Genomic DNA, 25,641 nt, shown 5'->3' with positions numbered 1-25,641 from the left:
TTTTGTATAGAAAAAAGCGACCTCCTATCGGGCCGCTCATACCATTTTGAGAAACGTCTTTGCCTGCTGTTCGAGTGTAGCGGCTGAATCTGCTAATTTTTCGAACTCTCGGACCGTATGCTCGAGTTGTCCCGAGCTATCTTTGACTTTATGAGAAATTCGTCCGATGCTCATCGACACGTCATCGATGCGTTTCACAATGCCTTCAATGTTGTTGTTCACTTCTGTAATGGAGAGTGAGACTTTGTTTGAAAGATTGCGCACCTCTGTCGCGACGACATTGAAGCCGCGTCCATGTTCACCTGCGCGTGCCGCCTCGATTGCGGCATTGAGTGCGAGAAGGTTGGTTTGGGCAGCGATTTCACGAATCGTTCGGACAATATCCGTGATTGTTTTCGCCTCTTGTTGGAGAGCATGTAAATGCTCTAGGTTTTGAGTCGACTCTTGTTCAATCAGTTTGACGTTTTCGAGTACGTGTTCTCCGTCTTGTTTCCCGATTTGGGACTGGGCAGATAAGTATTCAGACGTCTCTTGAAGATTATTCGCCATGTGGAGTACGTCTTGTTGCCGTGACGTGATATCGGCTGCAATCTTTGAGACGCCGATGACGTTCTGGTGGGCATCATCGAAGATCGGCATGTAGGTCGCCTCTAGCCAGACACTATGACCATCAGCGGCACGTCGTTCAATCTTGTCGTGATAACTCAACCCTTGCATGAGCTTACGCCAAAACAGGTCGTATTGGGGACTGTTCGCGAACTCGGGCAAGCAAAGATCACGATGGGGGCGTCCCATCAGTTCCTTGACTTCGTACCCCATCGTTTTGGCAAAAATCTCATTGACGTAGGCGACGCGGCGATTTTCATCAAAGCGAATGATGGCCAGATTGTTTTCGATTGCCCGAACGACGTGCGTGTCGGTGACATGGGTCGTACTAGAGTGCAGTTGCATCCTAACATCCTCCCTATATCATAAGGTATATTTGTTTTAGGATACCTGAAAAATGTAAAAAAAAGTATATTATTTTAATAGAACAAAAAAAGACCACTTCCACTGGAAGAGGTCAAGGTGTGAGTGTCGCCATGCTTTCATGTAAGTACTCGCCAATCGTGCGCTCGATGTCGCTCTCTGAACGCTCGAGGGCAAGGGAGAGCTCTTTCACCAAAATCGTTTTGGCGTTCTCTAAAATCTTACGATCTTGCTCGTATAGTTTTTTGTTCGCTTGAAGTGCCTCGATTTGTCTACGGCTCAATGTATTCACCACTTGGGCAATCTCATGACGGTTTCCTGAATGCACGACATTCAAGAATTCACGATTGCGGTTGTTGGAATGCGGATTCCATTCCACGCCAGGTGAGCGGAACGACTCTAAAATCTCTGATGCCTCATCTGCTTCGAGTAACGTCAACATCATCACGTTGTCATTGTCGACGGGAATGCTGATCTGCAACTTTTGTGAGTTGTTGATGGGGTGAAGCGTATAGTACGATTTCGTCTCTCCTGCGACCGTTTTGTCCGAAATGTCGTCGATGCGACATACGCCATGGGTCGAGTAGATGATTAAGTCTCCAGTTTTAAACAAGTCGATCACCTCTTCCTTACCTATAAGCATAGTCATTCAGAAGATGAAATGTCAACTCGGTTGACGTTTTTGTCCATGTATGCATATGAAAAACCGTGTCGCCTTCAAGCCGACACGGTCATAGTTTCCAATCCACGCGCAGAATAGTTTTCAGTTGTTCGAACGCTTCTTGACCGATACTTTCTTGTATCCGTTGCTCAAGCTGCGCTTTGAGCGTCTCGTTTTGCTCATAACAAGTATGACCGAGGGAGGTCAACTCGATACATTTGTCTTTTCGATTTTGCGGATGGTCTGTCACAAGAACGAGCGCTTTACTCTCTAGGTTCTTGATCAGTTTATGAGTCGCTTGTCGAGAAATATGGACACTGTGCGTGACTTCGGCAATTGTTGTTTTCGACTGATAAAGTGTCGCGAGAATATACCACTCCGAGTTCGAGAGTTGGATATCACTTTGTTCATTCCAAGATTGTTCACTCATGCGTCGAACTTGATCATTTCGCTCTGACAATAAATCAAGTAGACGGGTTGACGTTGATGGAGTCAAATCAAGTCACTCCTCTTTCATTTCCGGCTTTTAGACGTTCCTAACTATACAAAAGCAACTATACCCCGTCAACGTCAATCTAGAACAAAACGAGGCACGAGGCCCCGTTCCGATTAGCAGTCTTTATTTTTGAAGTCGATGACCATGCGTCCTTGGATTTTCCCGTGCTCCATCTCTTCGAACACGTCTTGCACCTCGTGAAGACAGCGTTTATGAACAACCGGCACGACGAGCCCTTCTGCCCCGAACTGGAAGGCTTCTTCTAAGTCTTTCCGTGTCCCGACGAGTGAGCCGACGACTTCGATTCCATCGAGGACGAGACGAGGGATGTTCAAGTCCATCGTTTCAGAAGGAAGACCGACAGCGACCACTTTCCCACATGCTCGGACTGCATTGACTGCAGAATTAAAGGCGACTTTTGAGACGGCTGTGACGACAGCGGCATGAGCCCCACCGAACTTCTCTTGTACGATGTCAGCTGCATCTCCTTCAGTCGATGGGTTAATCGTCAAATCAGCTCCACTCTCTTTGGCGAGTTCGAGCTTATCATCGTTCAAATCTACGGCGATGACGTGTGCGTTGAAGACGTGTTTCGCATATTGGATGGCCAGGTTGCCGAGTCCACCGCAACCGTAGATGACGACCGTCTCCCCAGGTTTTACATCGGCAACTTTGATGGCTTTATATGTCGTGACGCCGGCACATGTGATGCTCGAAGCTTGCGCAGGGTCCAATCCGTCAGGTACTTTGACGGCATAGTCGGCCACGACGATACTTTGTTCAGCCATCCCGCCGTCCACGCTATATCCGGCATTTTGAACGTTTCGACAGAAAGTCTCTCGACCTGTCGTACAATATTCGCAACGACCACATGCATGATACATCCAAGCGATACTGACGCGATCGCCAACTTTCAAACTCGTGACATCGTCGGCGATTTCAGATACGATCCCAATCCCTTCATGACCGAGCACGCGTCCTTGGACATCTCCGAAATCACCAGCTGCGACGTGAAGATCCGTGTGACATACGCCACAGTACTCGACATCGACGAGCGCTTCGCCTGCTTGTAATGGACGTAGTTCCTTTTCGACGACTTCGATGTTGGCCTTGCTTGCTGAATTGACGACGACTGCTTTCATGTGTGAACACACTCCTTGTGAGAATTTAGCAAACCTGATGAAAAATCCCTTCTCAATCACATCGTCAGGATAGCACAAAAAATGGAATGAAAGCGCTTTATTTTTTGAATAGCATTTGTCTGAAAGATGAACTTTTCTCACAAAAAGATTTAGGGGAATAGAGATAGAGAAAGTAGACGAAAGGAGTGTTATTTATATGACACGAACAGCGTTATTTCACACATATAAATCAAAGATTTTGCAGCTGTCAAATTTAGAAGAAGAGACGTTGAAAAATGAAGACTTTTTGTTAGACCGTGATGAAAAGAAACAACTCGACATCTATTACGCACCGTTCGAATACATCAATCCAAAGGCGAAAGTCGTCATCGCGGGAATCACGCCAGGCTTGTATCAGATGCGTCAGTCGTTTGAGGCGATTCGTGACTTGAAGGATGCAACAGACGAAGAGGCGCTTCGAGCCGTCAAACAACGTGGCAGTTTTTCCGGTCCGATTCGAAAGAACTTGGTGACGATGCTAGACGATTTGGAGTTACATCATCATCTAGGGATCGAATCCTCCCTCGATTTGTTTGGATCAGCGAACCATCTCGTTCAAAACACGGCGGTCCTCCCTTATCCGGTCTTCTACAAAGGCAAGAACTATAACGGATCGAGCCCGGATATGATTCGAACAAAGCTGTTTCGACCATACGTAGAAGGAATCTTCGCAGAAGAGATGGCCCATCTTCAAGATGCACTCATCCTACCGATGGGCGTGAACGTGAGGCGAGCTGTGGAATTATTGGTTGAGCGAGGGCTCTTGGATCAAGATCGCGTAGTGAGTGGGTTTCCACATCCGTCTGGTGGGAACGGTCATCGCCATCGCATCTTCGCCGAAAATCGAGACGCCATGAAACGGCATATTGCTGAACACTTCAAACGACATCCACTTTGAACCGCAGTGCGGTTCTTTTCATGTGAGCACATGAACTGACATCAACTCTTTACTTCGCTAAAATGATAAACGGTTGACTCACTCACGAGATGTAGAAAGGATGTCTGCCATGATCACATTGTCGTCCGTCCATAAGCGTTATGGACAAGAGATGGCCGTTCACGATGTATCGCTTCACATTCGAAAAGGGGAGATTTACGGCATTATCGGCGCGAGCGGTGCCGGGAAGTCGACGCTCCTTCGATTGATGAATTTGTTGGAGAAACCGGATGCCGGGAGCGTCACGGTCGATGGCGACCAGTTGACCGAACTCTCTAATCGGGAACTACGCAAGAAGCGACATCGGATCGGTATGATTTTTCAACAATTTAATCTAGTCGCGAATAAGAACGTGTTTGATAACGTCCTCGATTCACTGAAACTTGCCAAGCGGCCGAAAGCATCATGGGAAGCACGCGTGATGGAATGTCTCCTTTTCGTTGGACTCGAAGCGTATCGCGATAAATATCCTTCCCAGTTGAGTGGGGGACAAAAGCAACGTGTCGCCATCGCTCGGGCACTCGCAAGTGAACCGAGTGTACTCCTATGCGATGAGCCGACCTCTTCACTCGACCCGAATACGACGGCGGAAGTGCTGCGTGTCCTTCAGTCGGTCAATGAACAACTCGGTGTCACCGTCGTTCTCGTCACGCATGAGATGGATGTCATCCGTCAAATCTGTCATCGCGTCACCGTCATGGCAGACGGATCTGTTCATGAGACGATTGAGAGGGAGCCGACAGGGGTGGTCGCCATCGATCAGAATCCAAGTTGGTTCGTCGAACAGTTGCGAGAGGAAGGTGAAGCGAATGCCTGAAATCTTGGCCCGCTATCAATCAGAGATTTGGCAGTCCATTGCCGAGACGTTCATTATGGTCGGGGTATCGATTCTCGCCGCGATTCTAGTCGGATTGCCGTTAGGCACGTGGCTTTACCTTTCGCGTAAAGGACAATTGTTAGAGAACCAAATCGTCTTCTCCGTCCTCAACCTGGTCGTGAACATCGTCCGGTCTTTCCCGTTCTTGTTACTCGTCGTGTTTTTGATTCCATTTACACGGCTCATTATCGGAACCGCCATCGGAACGGCAGCAGCGACGGTGCCGCTCTCCATCATTGCCATTGCGCATTATGCGCGACTCGTCGAACAGTCACTGATTGATGTCCCACGCGGGGTGATCGAAGCGGCACTCTCGATGGGAGCGTCTGTGAAAGACATCATCTTTAAGTTTCTTTATGTGGAAGCCCGGTCCGGTCTCGTCCTCGGATTGACTACATCTATCATCAGTTTTATCTCATACTCGACGATTATGGGAGTCGTCGGGGGTGGTGGCATCGGTGACTTTGCCATCCGTTATGGATATCAACAATTTCAGACAGAACTCATGCTCTATATGATTCTCATCATGCTCGTCTTCGTACAGTTGATTCAATTCACGGGCACGACCGTGGCGCGAATCATCGACAAACGTTAAACAGAAAGTAGGAAATGAATATGAAAAAATTGATGGCACTTCTGGCCTCACTCACACTCGTCCTCGCAGCATGCGGGAACGATACAGAAACACAAACGGAACAAGCAAATGAACCACAGACATTGAAAGTCGCATCACTCATCCCACCGATGACAGATATGCTTGAGATCGCGAAAGAACAGCTCGCAGAAGACAATATCGAACTCGAAATTATCGTTCTTGGAGACAATGTCCAACCGAACTCGGCACTTGCGGCGAAAGAAGTCGATGCGAACTTCTTCCAACACGTTCCGTACATGGAGGAGTTCAACCGCAGCAACGATGCGAATCTCGTTCCAATCGAACCGATTTATTTCGCAAACTATGGTGTATACGCAAAAAACTATGACAACATGGAAGACCTCCCGGAAGGCGCAACGATTGCGATCGCCAACGACGTATCGAACATCGACCGTTCGCTCTCCCTTCTCGCACAACATGATGTGATCGAGCTCGGAGAGAAGGAAGGCACGTACTATACACAAGCCGATATCACATCGAACCCGAAAAACTTCAAGTTTGAAGAAGTCGACTTGTTGATGCTCGCGCGCGCGTACGATGATGTCGATGCGGTCTTGATGACACCGGCTTACGCTGCACCGCTCGGTTTGACACCGAAGAGTGACGCACTCTTAACAGAAGGCGTCGAGAATGATTTCGCCATCACGCTTGTCGCACGTGAAGACAACCAGGATGACGAAGCGATCCAAAAACTCGGCGAAGCGCTCACAAGTGACGAAGTCCGTGCGTTCTTGCAAGAGAACTATGATGAAACGGCCATTCCGGCGTTTTAAACAAAAAAGATTGAGCCATCTAGGCTCAATCTTTTTTAGTACTCTTCGTATTCTCGCGGGTCTTGGTCATCGATGCGACCATCCTGCTTCGTCAACGCATTGAGCGTCTCCATCTCTTCATCCGTCAATTCGAAGTTGAAGACGTCGAGATTCTCTTTTTGGTGTAACTCACTGGACGAGCGGGCGAGCGGGATGACACCAAGCTGCACGTGCCAACGCAAGATGACTTGAGACACGCTCTTGCCTTTTTGTTTGGCGAGCTCGGTGATCTTCTCGTCATGAATGACCGTGCGAGCGCGACTGAGCGGGCTCCACGCTTCTGTGATGATGCCGCGTTCTTTGTCGGCTTGCCGCTGTTCGACTTGCGAGAAGTACGGGTGTAACTCGATTTGGTTAATGACCGGTGTTTCTCCCGTTTCTTCAATCAAGCGGTCAAGGTGCTCCGGCATGAAGTTCGATACCCCAATGGAGCGGATCCATCCGTTTTCCTTCGCTTGAATCAAGGCACGCCATGCCTCGACGTACTTGTCTTGTTTCGGGTTTGGCCAATGCAAGAGGAACAAATCCCAATAGTCGAGGTTCGCTCGATATAGGGACTCTCGAATCATCTCGAGCGCCTGGTCGTAGTCATAATATTGCGCGCGCAGTTTCGATGTTAAGAAAAGTTGTTCACGCGGGATGCCGGATTGGCGAACCGCTTCACCGACCGCGCCTTCATTATCGTAGCGAATCGCCGAATCGATGAGTCGATATCCGTTCCGGATGGCGCATGTGATGGCGTCGACCCCTGCTTCACCTTTCAAATAAACCGTCCCGAGTCCGATGGCCGGAATCTCATAACCGTCATGTAACTTGATTGTTGGAATACCCATCAAATGCCTCCCCATTCAAAATCCGTTCTCTTCTCCGCTATTCCACTTTCATCGGAAATGAAACGTTTGAATGTGAGGTCAACGTCGAAACGCTTTGATTAAACCTTCTGCCAAATCGAGGATACACACGATGATGATGGTGAGTAAAACACTCCAGACGCCCCAACGACTGATTGTTTCGAGGTCGACGTTGATTTGCTCAGCAATCAACGAGAGGGCATTAGAAGAAATTAAATCAGGTTGCAGTAAAATGAGCGCTGTGACGACAATCCATACGATATTGAAGAGCGCGTTCCACAAGGCGAGCGGCTTTGTCCAATGTCGAACCATCCATTTGTAAATGGCGATGGCGATCCCAAAGGCGGCCAGGGCGATGACAAACGGGAAGAATTGATCCAAGACCGACGCATTGAGTAGCGGATAGGATTCACTATCTGTGACGACACGAATCAACTGCTCGGCGTTGACATACAATACGACCATCAGAACGGTGGCGATAAAGTCAAACAAAATCGAACCAAAAGAAATCGAGGTCGAACGTGGTTTTACCTTCTTGAGTTGCTCAGGTTTCCAACTAGAGAAAGGAACTTCGCCCTCAGGTACAGCACGTTCAATGATGAAGAACGTGAGGGTGATCCAGAATAGCGTCTGAACGACGACATTGAAAATAGCCGCCCCAGTTTGAAGGAATGCTTGAATCAAGAATTGACTCCAAGACGTGTCGTCGATGGGATTGGTCAAATAACCGATGATGGAGAGAATGGTGACAACCGTGACGGCAATCGGTAAGACGATTTTGATGATGTTCACGTACTGTGTGAAGTGAGCAGGACCGATGAGATAAAGTGGTCGGTTCGCGTAGCGAGCAGCGAGGATTTGAGGGTCGCCGAGTTGGCGCAATGCTTCAAATAAAGCCGCTTCAGACGGGTCATTTCCAGTCATGTCATCAATGGTCGATTCCAATTCGAGTGCGACGTCTTGCCGCATCGACTCTGGGATTCGAGAGGTGACTTCATCGATATACACATCACGAAGATTCATGATCATTTCCTCCTTCAATTAGACGGGTCAACGTTTTCGACATGTTCATCCATTCCACGTACAACTCATTCAAAATGTCCATCCCATCCGAGCTGAGCACGTAGTACTTGCGTGGTCGACTCTCTGTCGTATCCCAGGAACTCGTGACGAGTCCTTGTTTTTCAAGTCGACGCAAGAGCGGGTAGAGCGTACTTTGATCAATGTTGATATCGGCATCTAGCAGTGCTTGAACGAGAGAATAGCCGTATTGGGGTGTCTTCAACTGACTGAGCACCGCAATCGTCAATGTGCCGCGCCGCAACTCCGTCACCAACGAGGCTTTTACATCAGACATTTTTTCGCCTCCTTCATTCGTTTATCTTCATACTGTATATCATACACTATAAGTTATCATACATCAATGTGAATAAAAGATGTTGAGTCATTTCCTGATTTTGGGATAATAAAGAGGAGGTGATGTTCATGAAGTGGTGGTGGATTCTTGGAGGTGTGGTGATCGCCAGTTTATTGACGATCAATGAGCAATGGTATGGGCATGCGGCGACGTTTGGAGTGCCGATTGGCTGGATCATCATGCTGCTAGTCTTGGCACAGTTTCGAAAGCCGACATCGACTCTTTGGGCGGCGTCGGTCGGAGTGATGAGTGTAGGGGCGGCGATTTTGCTTTCGATTCCGAGCTACTCGTTAGCTGAGGCAGAAGAGACGTTGAGCAAAATGTACAATGACGTGGAGTACATGGAGAGCGTTCCGACGACCGGAGAAGAATGGAATCCATTCTCTCCTCGAGTGGGCTATCGATTTGAGACGGAGAGCGGAGACTCGATTTTATTCATCCCGGACTCAGGGAAGACGTTTGAACTATAAAAAAGACTCGCTCTCATGATAGAGGGCGAGTCTTTTTGTTAGTTGCGAATCATGTAGTCGAAGGCGCCGAGTGCGGCTGTCGCACCAGAACCCATCGAGATGATGATTTGTTTGTAGGGGCTGTTCGTGCAGTCTCCTGCCGCGAACACACCTGGGACGTTCGTCGCGCCATGACGGTCGACGACGATTTCCCCGAAGTTGTTGCGTTCGACCGAGTCGAGCCAGTCCGTGTTCGGGACGAGACCGATTTGGACGAAGACGCCTTCAAGTTCGACATGATGTGACTCGTTCGTCTCACGAGACACATACGAGATGCCGTTTACTTTGTCCGTACCCGTGATTTCTGTCGTCTGAGCGTTCGTGATGACAGTCACGTTCGGGAGGCTGTGAAGACGATCTTGTAGCACTTGGTCAGCTTTAAGTTCAGGAGCGAACTCGAGGACCGTTACGTGCTTGACGATTCCTGCGAGGTCGATGGCCGCTTCGATCCCAGAGTTACCGCCACCGATGACCGCGACACGTTTCCCTTCGAAGAGAGGACCGTCACAGTGCGGGCAGTAAGCGACCCCTTTGTTTTTGAACTCCACCTCACCTGGGACGTTGACGTTACGCCAGCGTGCACCGGTCGAGAGGATGACACTCTTACTCTTCAAGACAGCGCCGTTCTCGAGTTCGATCTCGACGAGGTCCTTTTTCTCAAGACGCTTCGCGCGTTGAAGGTTCATGACATCGATGCCGTACTCTTTGACGTGCTCTTCTAGACTGGCGACGAGCTTTGGACCTTCTGTATAAGCAGTACCGATGAAGTTCTCAATCCCCATCGTGTCCATCACTTGGCCGCCGAAGCGCTCTGCGATGATTCCGGTACGGATTCCTTTACGAGCCGCGTATACGGCTGCGCTCGCACCCGCTGGACCGCCACCGACGACGAGGACGTCATACGGGTCTTTGTCCGAAAACGCAGAAGCGTCAGGACCTGTACCGAGTTTCGCCAAGATCTCTTCGAGTGACATCCGACCGTTACCGAACGATTCGCCGTTCAAGAAGACCGTCGGGACAGCCATGATCTCTTTTGCTTCCACTTCATCCTGGAACGCGGCTCCATCGATCATCGTGTGCGTGATGTTCGGGTTGAGGACGCTCATGACGTTTAGCGCTTGCACGACGTCAGGACAGTTGTGGCAGCTGAGACTGATGTACGACTCGAAGTGATATGTGCCTTCGATATTTTGAATTTGTTTGATTGTATCCGCATCGACTTTCGGCGCGCGCCCGCTCACTTGGAGGAGGGCGAGGACAAGTGATGTGAACTCATGTCCGAGTGGAATCCCCGCGAAGACGATTCCTGTCTCTTCGGATGGACGATTCACGCTGAAGCTCGGTGTACGCTCGAGTGTCGCGCGTTCGACCGAGATGCGTGATGACATGCTGGCGAGTTCGTTGACGAGCTCGAGCATCTCGTTTGAGACTTTGTCTTCCCCAGCGCTCACACGGAGGACGACATCGCCCTCCATGAGCTGGAGATATTGGTCGAGCTGTTGTTTAATCGCTGCTTCTAACATGCAATCGCTCCTTACAATTTACCGACGAGGTCAAGGCTTGGGCGGAGTGTTTCAGAACCCTCTTCCCATTTCGCTGGGCAGACTTCGCCTGGATTGTTGCGTACGTATTGTGCTGCTTTGACTTTGTTGACGAGCGTGCTCGCGTCACGGCCGATGCCGCCAGCGTTGATCTCGACAGTTTGGATGACACCATCTGGGTCGATGATGAACGTACCACGGTCTGCGAGGCCGTCTTCTTCGTTCAAGACATCGAAGTTGCGTGAGATGACGTGTGATGGGTCACCGATCATGATGTACTCGATTTTTCCGATTTTCTCAGATGTTTCGTGCCAAGCTTTATGTGTGAAGTGTGTGTCTGTTGAGACAGAGTATACTTCTACACCGAGGTTTTTAAGTGTAGCGTACTCGTTTTGAAGGTCTTCAAGTTCAGTTGGGCAGACGAATGTGAAGTCAGCTGGGTAGAAGCAGACAACGCTCCATTTACCTTTGAGGTCGTTCTCTGTAACTTCGAGGAACTCACCTGTTTGGAATGCTTGTGCTTTGAATGGTAGTACTTCTTTGCCGATTAATGACATGGGTTATGTCCTCCTTGTGTTTTACTCTAGCGTTTCTATCTCGACTAGAATAATTATAATGTAATACTAACTTCATATAACGAGCTGAAATTGTCAAGGCGTTTGCATGCTTTGAAAGTATAAGACGTACCAACATATTATCTGCATGTGGCTTAACGGAAGTAAAGAAAACGTTTACATTAAAAACAGTATTTTTCTCTCGATTTTCTTATTTCGATAAATAAATATGTTGAATAGAGTTGCTAATATTTTGGAAAGGGTTCTACATTTTCTCGTCAGAAATTAGAGGATTATCAATTACATCAATAAAATAACCTTAATCACAAACAGAGATTAAGGTTGAAAAATTTGCTGTATAATTTTTTCTCGATACAAAGCACGATCCTGACTTTTTCGTAGTCTAGCATGACAGTTAGGGCAAGTGGCAATCACTTGCTCGGGAAGAGCCAATCCTTCATCTGATTCTTTATATAGCGAGTAAAGTTCTAAATAAGGACCATTTTCAGTATCGAATGGTGCGCCTTGACCGCATGCTTCACAGTGATTATTTGCTCTTGCAAGTACATAATAATATAAGGCCGCTGTCTGTTCTCTCACTTGACGCTTTCGAATCGACATGCTTAATCCAGTCGCACGCTTCGGGTCACGATTGGCAATTTGTTCGAGTTCCTCAATTGACTTGCACCTCATAGTTGTTGCATATTCGTGAGATTCTTCCTGTACGACATGGAGAGGTTCGAAAGCAAAAACGATTACTTCTCGCTGATTTTGATGTTTGTCGATTCCAAATTGAATATCATAGCCAATCAAAACAAGTTGGTCTACGAAACGATAATTTCCTTTTCCGAGAGATTCAAATAGATAAACATCCTCACCATTTTCGATGTGATGGAGAAGTGCTTTGTTACCGAAGGAGAAGGTTTGATTTCCTTCCTGTCCTTCTCCGCTATAATAGAACAAGCCATCTTCTTCGCTCCAGCCATTCTTATAGCCAAACTCTTGGTCCATCCCACTATCGAAAATAAAAATAAGTTTATGTTTGTTAGGTGTACTGATTCCTCGTTGACGACTTCCACCATATTGATCATGAATGAGGGAACGTCTATAAACTTTGTTTTTTTCGAACAGCATAAAGCACCTCACTTCCAGGTTTTTCTTTAAATAGAGTGTAGCATGCTTTTTTATTAAAAACGAAAAAGACAGAGGACTCCCTCTGCCTTCACCGTCACTCCGCCATCAACGCACACACCGCATTCGAATACGCTACCGGATCTTCAATCGGTAACCCTTCAATGAGGAGGGCTTGTTGATACAAGAGGTCTGTATATTGTTTCGCTTTCGCTTCATCTTCTTTATACACACGTTGGAGCGTCTGGAAGATGGCGTGGTCGGCGTTCACTTCGAGCACTTTCTCCGCTTTCATGCCGCCACCGTTTGGCATCGCGTTCAAAATCTTCTCCATCTCGATTGAGACGTCACCCGCGACCGTCAGACAGACTGGATGTGACTTGAGGCGTGTCGAGGCACGCACTTCTTTGACGCGGTCCCCGAGCTCTTCTTTCATGAATGTAAACAGGTCTTGGTTGTCCTCGTTGAGCGACTTCGCTTCCGCGTCATCGAGACCGAGGTCGCCGCTCGCAATCGATTTGAACTCTTTGTCGTCATACGACTGAAGCATCTTGATTGCGAACTCGTCGATTTCTTCTGTGAAGTAGAGGATTTCATATCCTTCCTCTTTCAAGCGCTCTGCTTGTGGCAAGAGGTCGATGCGATGAATCGATTCACCTGTCGCATAATAGATGTATTTCTGATCTTCTTTCATCCGCTCGACGTACTCTTTGAGCGAGACGAGTTTCTTCTCATGAGAAGAATGGAACAGAATCAAGTCTTTTAATTCGTCTTTGGCTGCGCCGAACTGGTCGTACACACCGAACTTCAATTGGCGACCGAACGACTCATAGAATTTCTCATAGTCCTCACGCTCATTTTGGAGCATCTTCTCGAGCATCCCTTTGATTTTCGACTTCACGTTTTTGGCGATCACGCGAAGTTGGCGGTCCTGCTGTAACATTTCACGGGAAATGTTAAGGGAGAGGTCTTCTGAGTCGACCATCCCTTTGACGAAGCCGAAGTAGTCTGGCAAGAGGTCAGGTGACTTCTCCATGATCAACACGCCATTCGAGTAGAGCTCGAGCCCTTTCTCAAATTCTTTCGTGTAGTAATCGAATGGAACCGTTGATGGGATATAGAGAATCGATTGATAACGAATTGTCCCGTCGACGTTCAAATGAAGGTGCTTGAGCGGCTCATCAAAGCCGTAGCGCTTCTCGTGATAGAATGCCTTATAATCCTCGTCTTTGAGTTCGCTCTTGCGTTTCCGCCAAATCGGCACCATGCTGTTGACGGTCTCTTCTTCCTTGTAGTCCTCATACTCTTCCGAGTCCTCTTTTTGACGATGTTTCGTCACATCCAGTTTGATTGGGTAACGGATGAAGTCCGAATGCTTCTTGATGAGTGAACGGATCTCATATTCTTCGAGGAATGACGAATACGCATCATCTTCTGTGTCTGCCTTCAAGTGGAGCGTGATTTCTGTACCGATGTCCAATTTGTCTGTCGGTTCGATTGAATAACCGTCTGTACCTTCGGACTCCCATACGTATCCTTGATCACTGTCAATCGAGCGAGTACGTACGGTCACGCGGTCAGCGACCATGAACGCGGAATAGAACCCGACCCCGAATTGACCGATGAGGCTATGGTCTTCTTCCATCTTCGTCGCCTGTTTCATGGCGAGTGAACCGCTCTTTGCGATGATTCCGAGGTTTGTTTCGAGTTCTTCTTCTGTCATCCCGATCCCTGTATCGCGAATTGTGATCGTCCGCGCTTCTTTGTCGAGTTCGACTTTGACGAAGTAATCGTCTTTGTTGAATTCGATGCTTTCGTCGGAGAGGGCACGATAATACATCTTGTCGATGGCGTCACTCGCGTTCGAGATGAGCTCACGCAAGAAGATGTCCTTATGTGTATAAATTGAGTGGACCATCAACTCTAAAATTCGTTTCGATTCGGTTTGAAACTGTTTTTTTGTCATGATCGTTCTCCTTTTGATGTCTATATTTTGGCACTCTGTATATAGGAGTGCTAACACTATTGATTATCCTAATTTTTAGGAAGATGTCAACCGAGATTGAAGAAAAGATTGACGAGGACGTAGGTTTCGCATATAGTTGAGTACATGCGATGAGCTGGTCTATGTAAGACGGCGGACATTCCCTTGAGGAGCACGTTGTGGAGCGTGGTCCGTCGCGGTAGACTTTCGAGAGCACCTCTAGTGAGAGGTGCTCATTTTTTATGTATACAATTAGCCTCCCTTCAAGCGAAGGGAGGTTTTTCTTATGCCCGAATGGATGTGAGGAACATCTCTTTTAAAGCACGCAATTGTACGGCCGGTTCGATATCGTCCTCTAAATAACTGATGTGCGACTTCAACATGATGTTGTTGCCGAACGTCCCGAACGTATTGATGATTGTGACGACGGTCACCTTCACATCGATATCCGAGCGGAATGAACCGTCGCGTTTCCCATCTTCGATCAAGGGTTCGAGTGTCTGCATGATCTGTCGTTGAACGTCGATGTATGTCTCGATTCCAGGAAGAGGTGAGGCGACGAGCGATGCATAGCTCTCGAACGCCTCTCGGAAACGGGCATGGTTCGTCCGTTCCAACTGCATCTCGAAAAAGTGGTTCAAGATGGCCTCGAGTCGTTCATAGGCGTTTCCTTCCTCATGCATGAATTGTTCAAATCTCTCGAGTGTCGGTTGTAGATTCTTGACGGCTGCCGCGACAATCAATTGATCCTTCTTCGGGAAGTAGCGAAACAGTGTCGCCACCCCAATCCCTGCCGCATCCGCGATGTCCTGCATTTGAACCTTCTCAAAGCCATTCTCTATAAATAATCGTTCTGCCTCCTGGATAATCAGTTGAACTCGTTCTTCTTTGTTTTGTTGTCGTTTACTCAATTCCATCACCTCATTGTCTGTCCTTAGTATATCGTCTTCAAGCAGTTTCGTTGAGATTAATGTCACATCCAATTATTATTATGATAGTTAGACTATCATAATTTAATGAATGGAGCTGGGACAATGCGTTTACAGGGGAAAGTAGCGGTCATCACAGGGGCAGGAAGCGGTATGGGAGAGTCAACGGCACGTCTATTCGCCAAAGAAGGGGCAACAGTCGTCGCGACAGACATCAATGAACAAGGAGTAAACAATGTAGTCGAGTCGATTCGTGCACAAGGTGGGGAAGCCATCGCGGTGAAACATGACGTGACATCACGCTCGAGCTGGGAGGATGTATTCGCGGAAGTGGAAGCGACATGTGGCAAATTAGATATTCTCGTCAATAACGCTGGAATCGCACTTGCAAAACCTTTCTTGGAACAGACAGAAGAGGACTGGGCACGCACATATCGCATCAACATCGATGGGGTCATGTTAGGGACACAGTACGCGATTCCGCTCATGACGGAGAATGGGGGAGGATCAATCGTCAACATCTCCTCCATCTCTGCATTGACCGGTATGGCGGGTGCCGGTGCCTATACGGCCTCGAAAGGTGCGGTCCGTTCTCTCACGAAAGCAGCGGCAGTCGATTACGGGAAGCAAAACATTCGGGTCAACTCGGTGCATCCAGGGTACATCGTGACACCGATGAGTGCGCCACATATGGAGCATCCAGACTATAAACAACATTTCTTGAATCAAATCGCTTTGCCGAATCTCGGACAAGCGGATGAGGTGGCGGCAGCCGTCCTGTTCCTTGCGTCAGACGAAGCGAATCATATCAGCGGGATCGAACTTCCGGTAGATGGTGGCGTGACGGCGAAGTAAAAGTAGGGTCTCTATGGAGGCCCTACTTTTTTAATTACTCTAAGATTCCGATTAACTCCATCACGAGTAGTATGACTAGACCTGAACTAAGCACAGCTGCAAAAAAGACGAGCACAGCATACTCTTTCTGCTTCAAAATTGCCCACCATCCGGTCACAAACGCTCCTAGCCCGAGGATAGAGAATGTGGTCATATAGCTGAGTCGAAGCATGTTTGCAGTATTGTCGCTCCAAAGCGTCGAGTGGAAGATTGTATCAAATTGATTGAGCAGAAGAAACGGTACATACATGGCAAGGAACAAGGCAATCAAGAGAATAGACCATTTTCCGATTGAAGTATGTGGAAAGATTGCACCATTCATGAGGATTCACCTCTTTTCATTTTAAAATCATCTGTATTATTTATATTCCCGTTTTGTGTAAAGAGTTTAAGTGATTCATCAAATTGACATGATATAGTCGACATGAAAGAGTGAGATGACAAGTGTAGAACAGTGCCAAATGAGCCGAAAAAGGAAATTGATATTATTTAGTTAACTATGAAAGTTGGTATAGTGAGATGGACACTCAGTTTGAGATAGAACGGATTTGGATGGATGAAACGGAGCTGTTTTATCAAGTTCAGCTTCAACTTCGGTCTTCTGCCTGCGCCAGCAATCAGTTGATTTATTTAGATGATGCGAGTCTTGGGGATCTTTATCAAAAGATCGATCAATTCAATCAAGCGTGGGGCAAAGAACCGATCACATGGAGACTAGTCGATGAAGAAGAGGGTTCGGATGATTTGCAAGTCAATCTAACTTTCACGTTGATTGACCGGATTGGGACCATCCAAATCGATATTTTCATTCATGATGAATGGCAGTTTGACTCATTTGACCATGTTCATATGAAATTTAGAATGAGGACGACGATGGGACAGCTCGACGACTTGAGCGCTCAACTCAAACGTTTCATTCGTCGTGAGACCGACCATGTCTCATCACTTCGACCAGAATAAAGCAGCCTGAGACGACTCAGGCTGCTTTTTAGTACCATTCTTTCGGTTCGTAATTCAATTCGCGGAACAGCTGCTCACGCTCTTTTTTCGAAAGATCGCGCCATTGTCCAGGCGGCAGTTTCCCGAGCGTGATGTTCATGACACGAACACGTTGGAGGCGGAATACTTCGTATCCGAGCGCCTCACACATCCGACGGATTTGGCGGTTGAGTCCTTGCGTGAGGGTAATGTTGAAATCGAACTTTGAAAGCGGACGGACTTTACACGGAAGTGTCTTCTGGCCAAGGATTTTGACACCGGCTTCCATCTGCTCGACGAACTCTGGTGTGATTGGCTTATCAACCGAGACGATGTATTCTTTCTCGTGCTCGCCTTCTGCACGGAGAATCTCGTTGACGATATCGCCGTCATTCGTCATGAGGATGAGACCTTCCGAGTCTTTATCAAGACGACCGATGTTGAAGATGCGGAGCGGGTGGTTGACCATGTCGACCAAGTTCCCTTTTACTTTTTTTTCTGTCGTACTCGTGATCCCGACCGGCTTATGGACAGCGATGTAGACGTTGTTTCGGGCAACCCGTGCGACAGAACCGTTGACGAGGACTTCATCGCCCGGTTTGACTTGGTCGCCGATTTTTGCTTTTTTCCCATTGATGGTGACGCGTCCCTCTTCGACGAGACGGTCGGCTTGGCGACGGGACGCCTTGCCTGATTCACTGATGAATTTATTGATGCGCATGTGTACACGTCCTTTGTTTGGCTTCGTCCTCTCACTATAACGCATTTTATAAACTCTCGAAAGCGGGAAACGAACGGGAGAGGAGGGATGACATGGAGGCAGTACGACTGTTACAAGACGCAATCCGATTTCAACAAGCACTGTGCGACACAACGTTCGGGAAAGAATTGATTCAAGAGGCATCACCTGTCCTTTGGTACGGTCGACCTGGTCCGGATCAATGGCTGACCATCGGGACGAATCCGTCTCGCGGCGAGTTTTTACATCGTGACGGGACACCGAGAACGGGGCAACACCAAAAGTTCTATTGGCGGAACATACTCTCGTTTGACGATTACCTCGGAAATGAAGAGGCGCTGCAACAAACGCTCGAACGGGCATCGGTCTATTTCGAGTCGAATCGCGCGACGACGAACTGGTTCGGGAAACCGGATGGCGCCAAACTCGAGGCACTCCTCAACGGGATGGGGCGTTCGTTCTATGATCATCCGGCAGCTGTCATCCACGTTGATTTTTTCAAGTTTGCGACATATGAACAGATGGGGAAGATGAGGACGGGGCGCCACTGGATGGAACATCCGACCTCAATCGAACTGTTGGAGCGGACGATTGCGTACATCAAACCGATCCGTATCATCGTGCTCGGACGGGATAACTGTCGTGCCTTGAACGGTTTTTCAACAATCGGAAGACTGTCTGCATATCCCGCCGTCACCTATGAAATCGGACGCCATGATTCGGGTATCCCGATGATCGGCCTCCATATGAAGCCTTCAGAAGTGTTCGTTGGGCTCGGGAATGGCCGTGATTCAAACGGGCTACATTACGGGTCATACGCGAAGCGCGAGCACCTTTTAAAAATCGGAGAAGCGATTGACACGATTATGGACGATTGGCTGGCGGATGGACGCGCGTGATGCTTCCCCAAAAGTTGAATTCGTTGAAGTCGATGTAGCGCACGTCCTTCGAACGGTTGTCGAGCACGGCTAACAAGATGACGTCCGGGAACCCCCGTTTTTCAAACTGCAAGTAGCCGACTCCCGTGACGGAATGATTTTTATAGAAGCCGTTCGCCATGTTCAACACAAACGGGCGTCCTGCTTTCAGCTCACGCTCGAACGTCGACCATTTCCAAAGATAGCGGGAACTGCCTCGACCGTCATACCCGTATCGTTTCCAAAGTTTCGTGATGATGGTGGCGATTTGTGTCGGCGGTGTCCCTTTCTCGTCTTTGAAATGATGCTTGAAGGCAATCTCTCGCACATCTTCTTGGATTTGTGTCACATCATCTGGGATGTTCGTATACCCATGATCTCGATAGAAACGGAAGATGGCGGTGATGGACGTCAACGTACAGTTGTTCTTGCCGTTCTCGAACTGACGTTGGAGCAAGACGGGCACGCCTTCAATCTGTACAGAGCGCTTTAATGTCCAGCGTCCGTGATAACGATCGTTCACATAAGCTTCCGGGTCGATGATCCCGGCATAGCCGTTGTTCGCAACCTCGAGTTGTCCTGCAAATGGGTGCTCCATCTCGGTCTCCCTCCTTTTCTTTTAGTATACAAAGGACGCCCCATCTCATAAAAGAGAAAGGGCGTCGTTTTCGTTAAAACACAAGATGTGCGATGCCGACGATGATCGGAAGGGTGATGAAGGTACGTAACAAGAAAATCAAGACGAGGTCGATGAATGAGATCGGTAGTTTTGAACCGAGCAACAAGCCCCCGACTTCTGACATATAGATGAGCTGGGTAACCGACAACGTAGCGATGACAAACCGTGTCAACTCACTCTCGATGCCGCTTCCGAGAACGGCCGGCAAGAACATGTCGGCGAAACCGACGACCATCGTTTGAGCGGCTTCCGATGCCTCAGGCACTTGAAGGAGCATCAAAATCGGTTCGAACGGCTTTCCGAGGATAGTGAAGAACGGCGTATATTCTGCGATGATGACCGCAATCGTCCCGACTGCCATGACGACAGGGAGGACGCCGATCCACATATCGAGCACGTTCTTGAAGCCGTCTTTGAGCGTCTCTAGGAAACTTTTACTCGAACGTGACTTTTGTAACGCCTGAATTAACGCCCACTTACCGAGTGACACGTTCGCGGGTACTTCTTCTTCCGGTTTGAGCTCGGTCTTCTCATAAGCCGTGTCTGCCTTTTTAGATAATGGATAAATCCGTGGCATGATGAGAGCGGCGACTAGTCCGGATAAAACGATGGCCCCGTAGTAAGGCAAGAAGTATTGGTCGAGTTCGACATACTGTAAGACGACGATGGTGAAGGTGATGGAGACGACGGAGAATGTCGTCGCAATGATCGACGCTTCCCGTTTCGTGTAATAACCTTCCTCATACTGTTTGGTCGTCAGTAGAATTCCGATCGTCGCATCCCCGACCCATGAGGCGAGCGAGTCAAGTGAGGCGCGCCCTGGCAAGCGGAAGAGCGGACGCATGATCTTCATCAAGAACGTCCCGACGAACTCGAGAAGTCCGAAGTTCAATAGGAGCGGTAACAACATACCGGCAAAGAAGAATGTCGCAAATAAGATTGGAATCAAATCAAAGAGCAATAAGCCCCCTGTAAATTCTGACGTGATCATCTCTGGTCCGAGTGTGAGTAGCGTCATGACCCCGGCGATGAAACCGATCACGCGCATGACGAACCAAAACGGTGTCACGCTAAACAGTGCGTTGATGGATGGTCGCTCCATCATAAAAGCAGGACGTGCCGTAAAGAGTAATAATGAGCCGACAATCGAAATCCCCATCATGATGACGGCGAGTGTCGGGACGAAATCCCCAATCCAGTCAATCAGCAGATTGGATAAGAAGGCGACTGGAATCGTGAAGCCTTCCTCTGATGAGATTGGTACGATGAAAAACATGATCCCGATGAGTGATGGAATCAAGAACTTAAAGAAGTCTCGACTCGAAAAAGAAGGTTTCTTTCCGTCTGGTGTTGATGAACCATTCATGATGCATTCCCCATTTCCCCGAAGTGTTTGTGCTGTCTATGTATCCCCATTACACATCCAGCCGTTATTGAAACGTATTTCTTTCTTAGTATAGAAAATATGACCAGGTGCTATCAACAACATGCGGAAATTTTCTGAAAAATACAAGGTTAAATACTAGGCAAAACATTCGTATTCCATCAAACCATTTAGTATGATGACGGCGAGTCCAACAAATTCAAGATATTTAGAAACTTCATTATAGAGATAGGAGAATGCATGATGAGATTGAGTGTGTTAGACCAGGCGCCGGTCACGTCGGGTCATACAGGAGAACATGCGCTTAACAGCGCGGTCGAGCTCGCACAAGTCGCAGAAGAGTTAGGATATTACCGTATGTGGATGGCGGAGCATCATGGTGGCATGTCGTTCGCCAGCTCGGCTCCAGAGGTCATCACGGCTTATCTGGCAGCGAAGACGAACAAGATTCGTCTCGGGTCCGGCGGCATCATGATGATGCACTACTCGCCACTCAAGATGGCAGAGGTATTCAAGACGCTCAGCGCGCTCGCTCCAGGACGGATCGACTTTGGTGTCGGACGTGCGCCAGGCGGTGATGCGAACGCGATCTATGCGATGTCACAAGGGCAGAAACCGATGATGGATGGACTTTACGAGAAACTCGATACGACGCTTCAATTGATTAAAGGTGAGGCACCGGAGGAAAGATGGTATAAAAATACACCGGCTGCTCCGACTGGTGTCAGCCTTCCAGAAGCCTGGTTACTCGGTTCGAGTGGGAACAGCGCCGTGCAGGCCGGACGGATGGGGCTCGGCTATTCGTTTGCCCAGTTCTTTAACGGACAATTGAGTGCCGATACGCTCGACACATACCGTCACCATTTCACGCCGTCTGATTTCATGGAGAAACCGGACATCAGCGTCACGTATTTGGTCACGACGGCAGAGACGGAAGAAGAGGCCGAATATTTGGCCCGACCTTCTGATCTGTCGCGTCTCTTCTTGATGCGTGGTCAATTGAGACAGTTGTTGAGTCCAGAAGCGGCTCATGATTATCCGCTCACGGAGGTCGATAAAATTCATATCGCCAACAACCGAGCCATCCACCTCGTAGGGACGCCGAAACAAATTGCGGAACAGTTACGGGATGAATCGGAACGTTACGGTTTCGATGAGGCGATGATTTGTAGCATCCAGCATAAGCAGAAAGATCGCCTGAACGTCTATCGTCTCTTGGCGAATGAATTGCTTTAACCTAAAGAGCACCTTCTCAAGTATGAGAGGGTGTTTTTTTATTAGAGAAAAACGTTTTCCCATTTTTTCAAAGGTTTTCTCCATAGTTTGAGCGAAACCAACTACACTATAAGAAAAAGGAACGGGTGGAGGGATACGATGCAACGGATGAAAGGCGACCCATATTATCTATTCGAGCTGTTCACACGCTTGTATCGAATGGTATTTCTAATGGAAGTGACAGAAGCAGGCTATCGTTACGTAAATGTGAGCGAACAGGGGAAGGTGGCCTCTTCGCTTCCAAGTGATGTAGAAGGGCGGTATTTACATGAGATGTATCGCTCGGAAGTGGTCGAGGAATTGATTGAACATTATGATGCGGTCGTTGAGACAGGGGAGCCGGTCTACTTCATGTCGCAAATGAACATCGACTCCAATACGGCCCGATTCGCTTCTTCTATGCTTGTACCGATTGAAGATGAGGATGGACTCGTTCGTTATGTACTCGGTTTGACAACTGATTTATCCGAGGAGGCGGAGATCAAGTTGTTAAAGAGTATCGAGCATATGGACTATTTGACCGGTATGCCAAATCTGATGAAAGTCAAATTGGAGCTCGACCAGTTGTTCGAGCAACATGACACCGAAGAGACGAGCGTCATGCGCCTTCACATCAACCGTTTCAAGATGATGATGTCGCTTCAAGGTGTGGAGCGCTCGAATCAGTTGATTAAAGACATCACACGTCAATTGGCGAATACGCTTCCGAAAGGTTCAATTATCGGTCGAGTAGACGGTGAAGACTTTATCGCGGTGTTACCTCATACTCCAATCCGGTTGGCATACATGTACGCCGAGCATTTGCTTGACGTGATTGCAGATCATTCGTATCAAGTGGCGGAGGCCGAATTCCCGTTATCGAGTTGTATCGGGATTGGTGCCGGTACAGCGGATGCCGACCGTGTCATCATGAACGCCTCCACGGCTCTGTTGGAAGCGCGTCAGACGGGAAATCAAACGATTCGTTTATATGAACACGATGAATACGTGCAGCGTTACATCGATGAGATGATGATCGAAACGGAACTGGTCAAAGCGTTGAAGCTAGATGAGTTATACATGGTGTATCAACCGAAAGTGTCGATGGACGGTGCGATTCATTTTGAGGCACTCATTCGCTGGGAGAGTCCTGTTCTCGGATTCATTTCACCTGAAACGTTCATTCGTGTGGCTGAACAGTCACTCTTGATCGAAGACGTGACACGATTCGTCATGAATCGGGTATGTCAGGATGTGTCGTCACAACCTGAGCAGTTTGAAGGGCGCCGCGTGGCTGTGAATGTCTCACCGAATTTATTTCATGAACACCATATGAATGAACTGGTTGCGATCATTGCATCGTATGGTCTTGTGCCAGAACAATTTGAGTTTGAGGTGACCGAGCACACGTTGATGCATGAACCGGTAGCGGCGATCAAAACGGTCGAATCGCTCAAACAACAAGGATTTCGACTGTTGATTGATGACTTTGGGGTCAGTTATTCCTCGTTGAATTATTTGAAGTTGTTCGAGATTGATGGGATCAAGATCGACCGGTCGTTCGTCGCGCAACTCGATCAGGAGAGCGGCATGAAAGAGTATGAAATCGTCAAACTGATTGTCTCGTTGGCCAAAAAGCTAGAGTTAGAGGTGACGGCTGAAGGTGTGGAGACGGAAGAACAATATCGGATCTTACGTCAGCTCGGCTGCGATGAGATTCAAGGGTATTTCTTCAGTCGTCCGATGCCGCTCGCGGAGTTAGAAGAGGCGCTCGGAATCTTGTATTCCCATCAGATGATGTTATCGAAGATCGAGCAGCCTGCGCAGTTGTTGCATCCTTCTCTAGATGAGCGTGAATTGCAACGACTCAAAGCGATATTACGATTGGAAATTTTAAATACGCCACAAGAGGAACGATTTGACCGAATCTCCCGATTGGTCGCACAAACCTTTCAGATGCCAATCGCATTCATTTCGATCATGACGACAGACCAACAGTGGTTCAAATCGTGTGTCGGTATCGAGCTCGAATCCGCTCACCTCAAACGGGAATGGACGTTATGTAATCGGGTTGTCACATCAGAGTCTCCGCTGGTGATTGAAGATGTTGCGGCAGCAGCGATTGAAAGTGACAGTCCTTGGATTGACCGAATCGGATTTTATGCAGGTGTACCGTTGCGGACGAAGCAAGGTCACGTCATCGGCACACTTTGCGTAGTGGATGGGCAGGCGAGAACGTTCTCAGAAGAAAATTTGAAGGCGCTCGAATCGTTTACGCATTGGGTCATGACAGAGATCGAGCACACGGAAGTCTCGAGAAGACAAATCACTCGACAACAATCAATCGAAGCATTGTATGAAGCGACGGCATTGCGTGTACCGTTCCAAGATCAATTGGCCCGGGTTCAAGAAATTTTATTGGAATGGGTCGGTTACTCCCACGGGGTCATCTTCTCGATTGAGCCTTCGCATCGTCTTCTAGTAGAGCATGGGGTCTCTCGTTTGACTTGGGGGAAAGAAGAACTGCATTCCCTACATCAACTGACAACGGTCGGCGCGCAAACGCTTCAGGAAGGTGATCTGATTGTAGATGGTATCGAATTCACGAGGTTTGTCAGTTTTCCTTTGACGCATGAGCATCAAGTGTTTGGCTGGGTCGTTCTTCTCGCGGAGCAAGGCAACTTGAATGATCATCTTGATGAGGAAACGTTGCAAGAGTTGACTGGAACGGTACGGTTGCTTGCGCGATGGATGGAGAATGGGATTCGAAAGGAACGGAAACAACGCGAGATGATTCGAATCGCAAAACAAGATCAACTGACAAAACTGTATAATCGTCATACGCTCACGACCGATTTATACAAAAACATGAACCGGACGCCAGCGATTACAGTGACACTGGTCAATCTAGACGATTTTAAAAGAATCAACGATCAGTACGGGCACATGATAGGGGATGAAGTGTTAATTGAAATCGCACAACGATTAAATGAATTCGTCCAGCATGTTGGTGGTCAAGTGTACCGTTTTTCAGACGATGAATTCATGTTGGTGCAAACGGGTCCACTGAGTGGGATTGAACAGCTCAATGAAGTTATTTCCCAGGGAATAGACGCGTCGAATGGTGAAGTCATTCATCTTACGGCAAGTGTTGGCGTCACCCTAGTCAAGTCGACCGACACCGTCGATTCGCTTCTTCAACAAGCAGATGCAGCGATGTATATTGCAAAGAACAATGGAGGAGACCAGTGGTTCCAATATGGTGGATACTCAGATGACAAGGGGATTTAAG

The 25,641-nt window shown here is 48.2% G+C and carries 26 protein-coding genes; 10 read left to right on the top strand and 16 right to left on the bottom strand.

The features are described from left to right. Nucleotides 1-36: 36 nt before the first annotated feature. The 4 genes from KNO79_RS15670 to adhP form a co-directional block, all read right to left on the bottom strand. Complete coding sequence (locus tag KNO79_RS15670; protein ID WP_159563230.1) at nucleotides 37-951, bottom strand: methyl-accepting chemotaxis protein; 915 nt, start codon at nucleotides 949-951, stop codon at nucleotides 37-39. A gap of 112 nt (nucleotides 952-1,063) precedes the next feature. Next, complete coding sequence (locus KNO79_RS12030) at nucleotides 1,064-1,591, bottom strand: CarD family transcriptional regulator (RefSeq protein ID WP_143180210.1); 528 nt, start codon at nucleotides 1,589-1,591, stop codon at nucleotides 1,064-1,066. 109 nt (nucleotides 1,592-1,700) lie between these two features. After that, nucleotides 1,701-2,126 (bottom strand): MarR family winged helix-turn-helix transcriptional regulator, encoded by a 426-nt coding sequence (locus KNO79_RS12025; protein WP_159563231.1) that lies wholly within the window; start codon nucleotides 2,124-2,126, stop codon nucleotides 1,701-1,703. 113 nt (nucleotides 2,127-2,239) lie between these two features. Continuing rightward, nucleotides 2,240-3,268 (bottom strand): alcohol dehydrogenase AdhP, encoded by a 1,029-nt coding sequence (adhP, locus tag KNO79_RS12020; protein WP_214691396.1) that lies wholly within the window; start codon nucleotides 3,266-3,268, stop codon nucleotides 2,240-2,242. Nucleotides 3,269-3,464: 196 nt separating this feature from the next. Between adhP and KNO79_RS12015 the strand changes: the two genes are divergently transcribed. The 4 genes from KNO79_RS12015 to KNO79_RS12000 all read left to right on the top strand — a co-directional run bounded on the left by KNO79_RS12015 (nucleotide 3,465) and on the right by KNO79_RS12000 (nucleotide 6,549). After that, nucleotides 3,465-4,205, top strand: coding sequence for a hypothetical protein (locus tag KNO79_RS12015; protein ID WP_047795752.1), 741 nt, complete (start codon nucleotides 3,465-3,467; stop codon nucleotides 4,203-4,205). 109 nt (nucleotides 4,206-4,314) lie between these two features. Further along, nucleotides 4,315-5,061 (top strand): methionine ABC transporter ATP-binding protein, encoded by a 747-nt coding sequence (locus KNO79_RS12010; protein ID WP_214691395.1) that lies wholly within the window; start codon nucleotides 4,315-4,317, stop codon nucleotides 5,059-5,061. Next, nucleotides 5,054-5,716 (top strand): methionine ABC transporter permease, encoded by a 663-nt coding sequence (locus KNO79_RS12005; protein WP_214691394.1) that lies wholly within the window; start codon nucleotides 5,054-5,056, stop codon nucleotides 5,714-5,716. The genes KNO79_RS12010 and KNO79_RS12005 overlap by 8 nt, the downstream gene beginning before the upstream one ends. Before the next feature lie 20 nt (nucleotides 5,717-5,736). Continuing rightward, complete coding sequence (locus KNO79_RS12000) at nucleotides 5,737-6,549, top strand: MetQ/NlpA family ABC transporter substrate-binding protein (protein ID WP_214691393.1); 813 nt, start codon at nucleotides 5,737-5,739, stop codon at nucleotides 6,547-6,549. Between the two features lie 35 nt (nucleotides 6,550-6,584). Here KNO79_RS12000 and KNO79_RS11995 read toward each other — a convergent pair whose 3' ends face one another. From KNO79_RS11995 to KNO79_RS11985, 3 genes are all read right to left on the bottom strand, one after another. Continuing rightward, the gene (locus KNO79_RS11995; protein ID WP_214691392.1) at nucleotides 6,585-7,421 is read right to left on the bottom strand and encodes an aldo/keto reductase; all 837 of its coding nucleotides are present in this window, start codon (nucleotides 7,419-7,421) and stop codon (nucleotides 6,585-6,587) included. A 78-nt stretch (nucleotides 7,422-7,499) separates the two neighbouring features. Beyond that, a complete protein-coding gene (locus KNO79_RS11990; RefSeq protein ID WP_214691391.1) occupies nucleotides 7,500-8,462 on the bottom strand; it encodes an HAAS signaling domain-containing protein in 963 nt (320 codons plus the stop codon). Beyond that, on the bottom strand, nucleotides 8,449-8,796 hold the full coding sequence (locus tag KNO79_RS11985; protein WP_074035166.1) for a PadR family transcriptional regulator: 348 nt from the start codon (nucleotides 8,794-8,796) through the stop codon (nucleotides 8,449-8,451). The genes KNO79_RS11990 and KNO79_RS11985 overlap by 14 nt, the downstream gene beginning before the upstream one ends. Nucleotides 8,797-8,924: 128 nt before the next feature. On the opposite strand from KNO79_RS11985, the gene KNO79_RS11980 reads away from it, so the two are divergent. After that, complete coding sequence (locus KNO79_RS11980) at nucleotides 8,925-9,326, top strand: hypothetical protein (protein WP_214691390.1); 402 nt, start codon at nucleotides 8,925-8,927, stop codon at nucleotides 9,324-9,326. A gap of 38 nt (nucleotides 9,327-9,364) precedes the next feature. Here KNO79_RS11980 and ahpF read toward each other — a convergent pair whose 3' ends face one another. The 5 genes from ahpF to KNO79_RS11955 form a co-directional block, all read right to left on the bottom strand. Further along, the gene (ahpF, locus tag KNO79_RS11975) at nucleotides 9,365-10,888 is read right to left on the bottom strand and encodes an alkyl hydroperoxide reductase subunit F (RefSeq protein WP_214691389.1); all 1,524 of its coding nucleotides are present in this window, start codon (nucleotides 10,886-10,888) and stop codon (nucleotides 9,365-9,367) included. An 11-nt stretch (nucleotides 10,889-10,899) separates the two neighbouring features. Further along, nucleotides 10,900-11,463 carry an alkyl hydroperoxide reductase subunit C gene (gene ahpC, locus KNO79_RS11970; RefSeq protein WP_015880295.1) on the bottom strand — a complete coding sequence of 188 codons (564 nt, stop codon included), beginning with the start codon at nucleotides 11,461-11,463 and terminating at the stop codon, nucleotides 10,900-10,902. Nucleotides 11,464-11,796: 333 nt separating this feature from the next. Beyond that, nucleotides 11,797-12,594 (bottom strand): SRA domain-containing endonuclease, encoded by a 798-nt coding sequence (locus KNO79_RS11965; RefSeq protein ID WP_214691388.1) that lies wholly within the window; start codon nucleotides 12,592-12,594, stop codon nucleotides 11,797-11,799. Nucleotides 12,595-12,688: 94 nt separating this feature from the next. After that, nucleotides 12,689-14,557, bottom strand: coding sequence for a molecular chaperone HtpG (gene htpG / locus KNO79_RS11960; protein WP_214691387.1), 1,869 nt, complete (start codon nucleotides 14,555-14,557; stop codon nucleotides 12,689-12,691). Nucleotides 14,558-14,859: 302 nt separating this feature from the next. Beyond that, nucleotides 14,860-15,492 (bottom strand): TetR/AcrR family transcriptional regulator, encoded by a 633-nt coding sequence (locus KNO79_RS11955; RefSeq protein ID WP_251127156.1) that lies wholly within the window; start codon nucleotides 15,490-15,492, stop codon nucleotides 14,860-14,862. 117 nt (nucleotides 15,493-15,609) lie between these two features. Between KNO79_RS11955 and KNO79_RS11950 the strand changes: the two genes are divergently transcribed. Continuing rightward, nucleotides 15,610-16,359 carry an SDR family NAD(P)-dependent oxidoreductase gene (locus tag KNO79_RS11950; protein ID WP_047795764.1) on the top strand — a complete coding sequence of 250 codons (750 nt, stop codon included), beginning with the start codon at nucleotides 15,610-15,612 and terminating at the stop codon, nucleotides 16,357-16,359. Between the two features lie 34 nt (nucleotides 16,360-16,393). Here the strand turns inward: KNO79_RS11950 and KNO79_RS11945 are convergent, their stop codons facing one another. Then, nucleotides 16,394-16,720, bottom strand: a complete 327-nt coding sequence (locus KNO79_RS11945) for a hypothetical protein (protein WP_047795765.1) — start codon at nucleotides 16,718-16,720, stop codon at nucleotides 16,394-16,396. A gap of 197 nt (nucleotides 16,721-16,917) precedes the next feature. On the opposite strand from KNO79_RS11945, the gene KNO79_RS11940 reads away from it, so the two are divergent. Next, entirely contained in the window at nucleotides 16,918-17,358 is a 441-nt protein-coding gene (locus KNO79_RS11940) for a hypothetical protein (protein WP_214691386.1), read from the top strand. Nucleotides 17,359-17,386: 28 nt separating this feature from the next. Here KNO79_RS11940 and rluF read toward each other — a convergent pair whose 3' ends face one another. Next, complete coding sequence (rluF, locus tag KNO79_RS11935) at nucleotides 17,387-18,097, bottom strand: 23S rRNA pseudouridine(2604) synthase RluF (protein WP_015880301.1); 711 nt, start codon at nucleotides 18,095-18,097, stop codon at nucleotides 17,387-17,389. Nucleotides 18,098-18,189: 92 nt separating this feature from the next. Between rluF and KNO79_RS11930 the strand changes: the two genes are divergently transcribed. Beyond that, nucleotides 18,190-19,014 carry a hypothetical protein gene (locus KNO79_RS11930; protein WP_214691385.1) on the top strand — a complete coding sequence of 275 codons (825 nt, stop codon included), beginning with the start codon at nucleotides 18,190-18,192 and terminating at the stop codon, nucleotides 19,012-19,014. On the opposite strand, the gene KNO79_RS11925 is transcribed toward KNO79_RS11930, so the two are convergent. Beyond that, nucleotides 18,980-19,630, bottom strand: coding sequence for a C39 family peptidase (locus KNO79_RS11925; protein ID WP_214691384.1), 651 nt, complete (start codon nucleotides 19,628-19,630; stop codon nucleotides 18,980-18,982). The two genes, KNO79_RS11930 and KNO79_RS11925, sit on opposite strands and share 35 nt — an antisense overlap. 73 nt (nucleotides 19,631-19,703) lie before the next feature. Continuing rightward, nucleotides 19,704-21,077: a YjiH family protein gene (locus KNO79_RS11920; protein WP_214691383.1), complete on the bottom strand. Its 1,374-nt coding sequence runs from the start codon at nucleotides 21,075-21,077 to the stop codon at nucleotides 19,704-19,706. A 261-nt stretch (nucleotides 21,078-21,338) separates the two neighbouring features. Here KNO79_RS11920 and KNO79_RS11915 point away from each other — a divergent pair, with 261 nt between their 5' ends. Next, nucleotides 21,339-22,331 (top strand): LLM class flavin-dependent oxidoreductase, encoded by a 993-nt coding sequence (locus KNO79_RS11915; protein WP_214691382.1) that lies wholly within the window; start codon nucleotides 21,339-21,341, stop codon nucleotides 22,329-22,331. Nucleotides 22,332-22,469: 138 nt separating this feature from the next. Then, nucleotides 22,470-25,640, top strand: a complete 3,171-nt coding sequence (locus KNO79_RS11910; protein ID WP_214691381.1) for an EAL domain-containing protein — start codon at nucleotides 22,470-22,472, stop codon at nucleotides 25,638-25,640. The last annotated feature ends 1 nt before the right edge of the window (nucleotide 25,641 follow it).

The sequence above is a fragment of the Exiguobacterium sp. s43 genome, assembly GCF_018617255.1.
GTDB classification, from domain to species: Bacteria; Bacillota; Bacilli; order Exiguobacteriales; family Exiguobacteriaceae; genus Exiguobacterium; species Exiguobacterium profundum.
The sequence above is the reverse complement of the archived record's forward strand: the minus strand, read 5'-3'. Positions and strand labels throughout refer to the sequence as shown.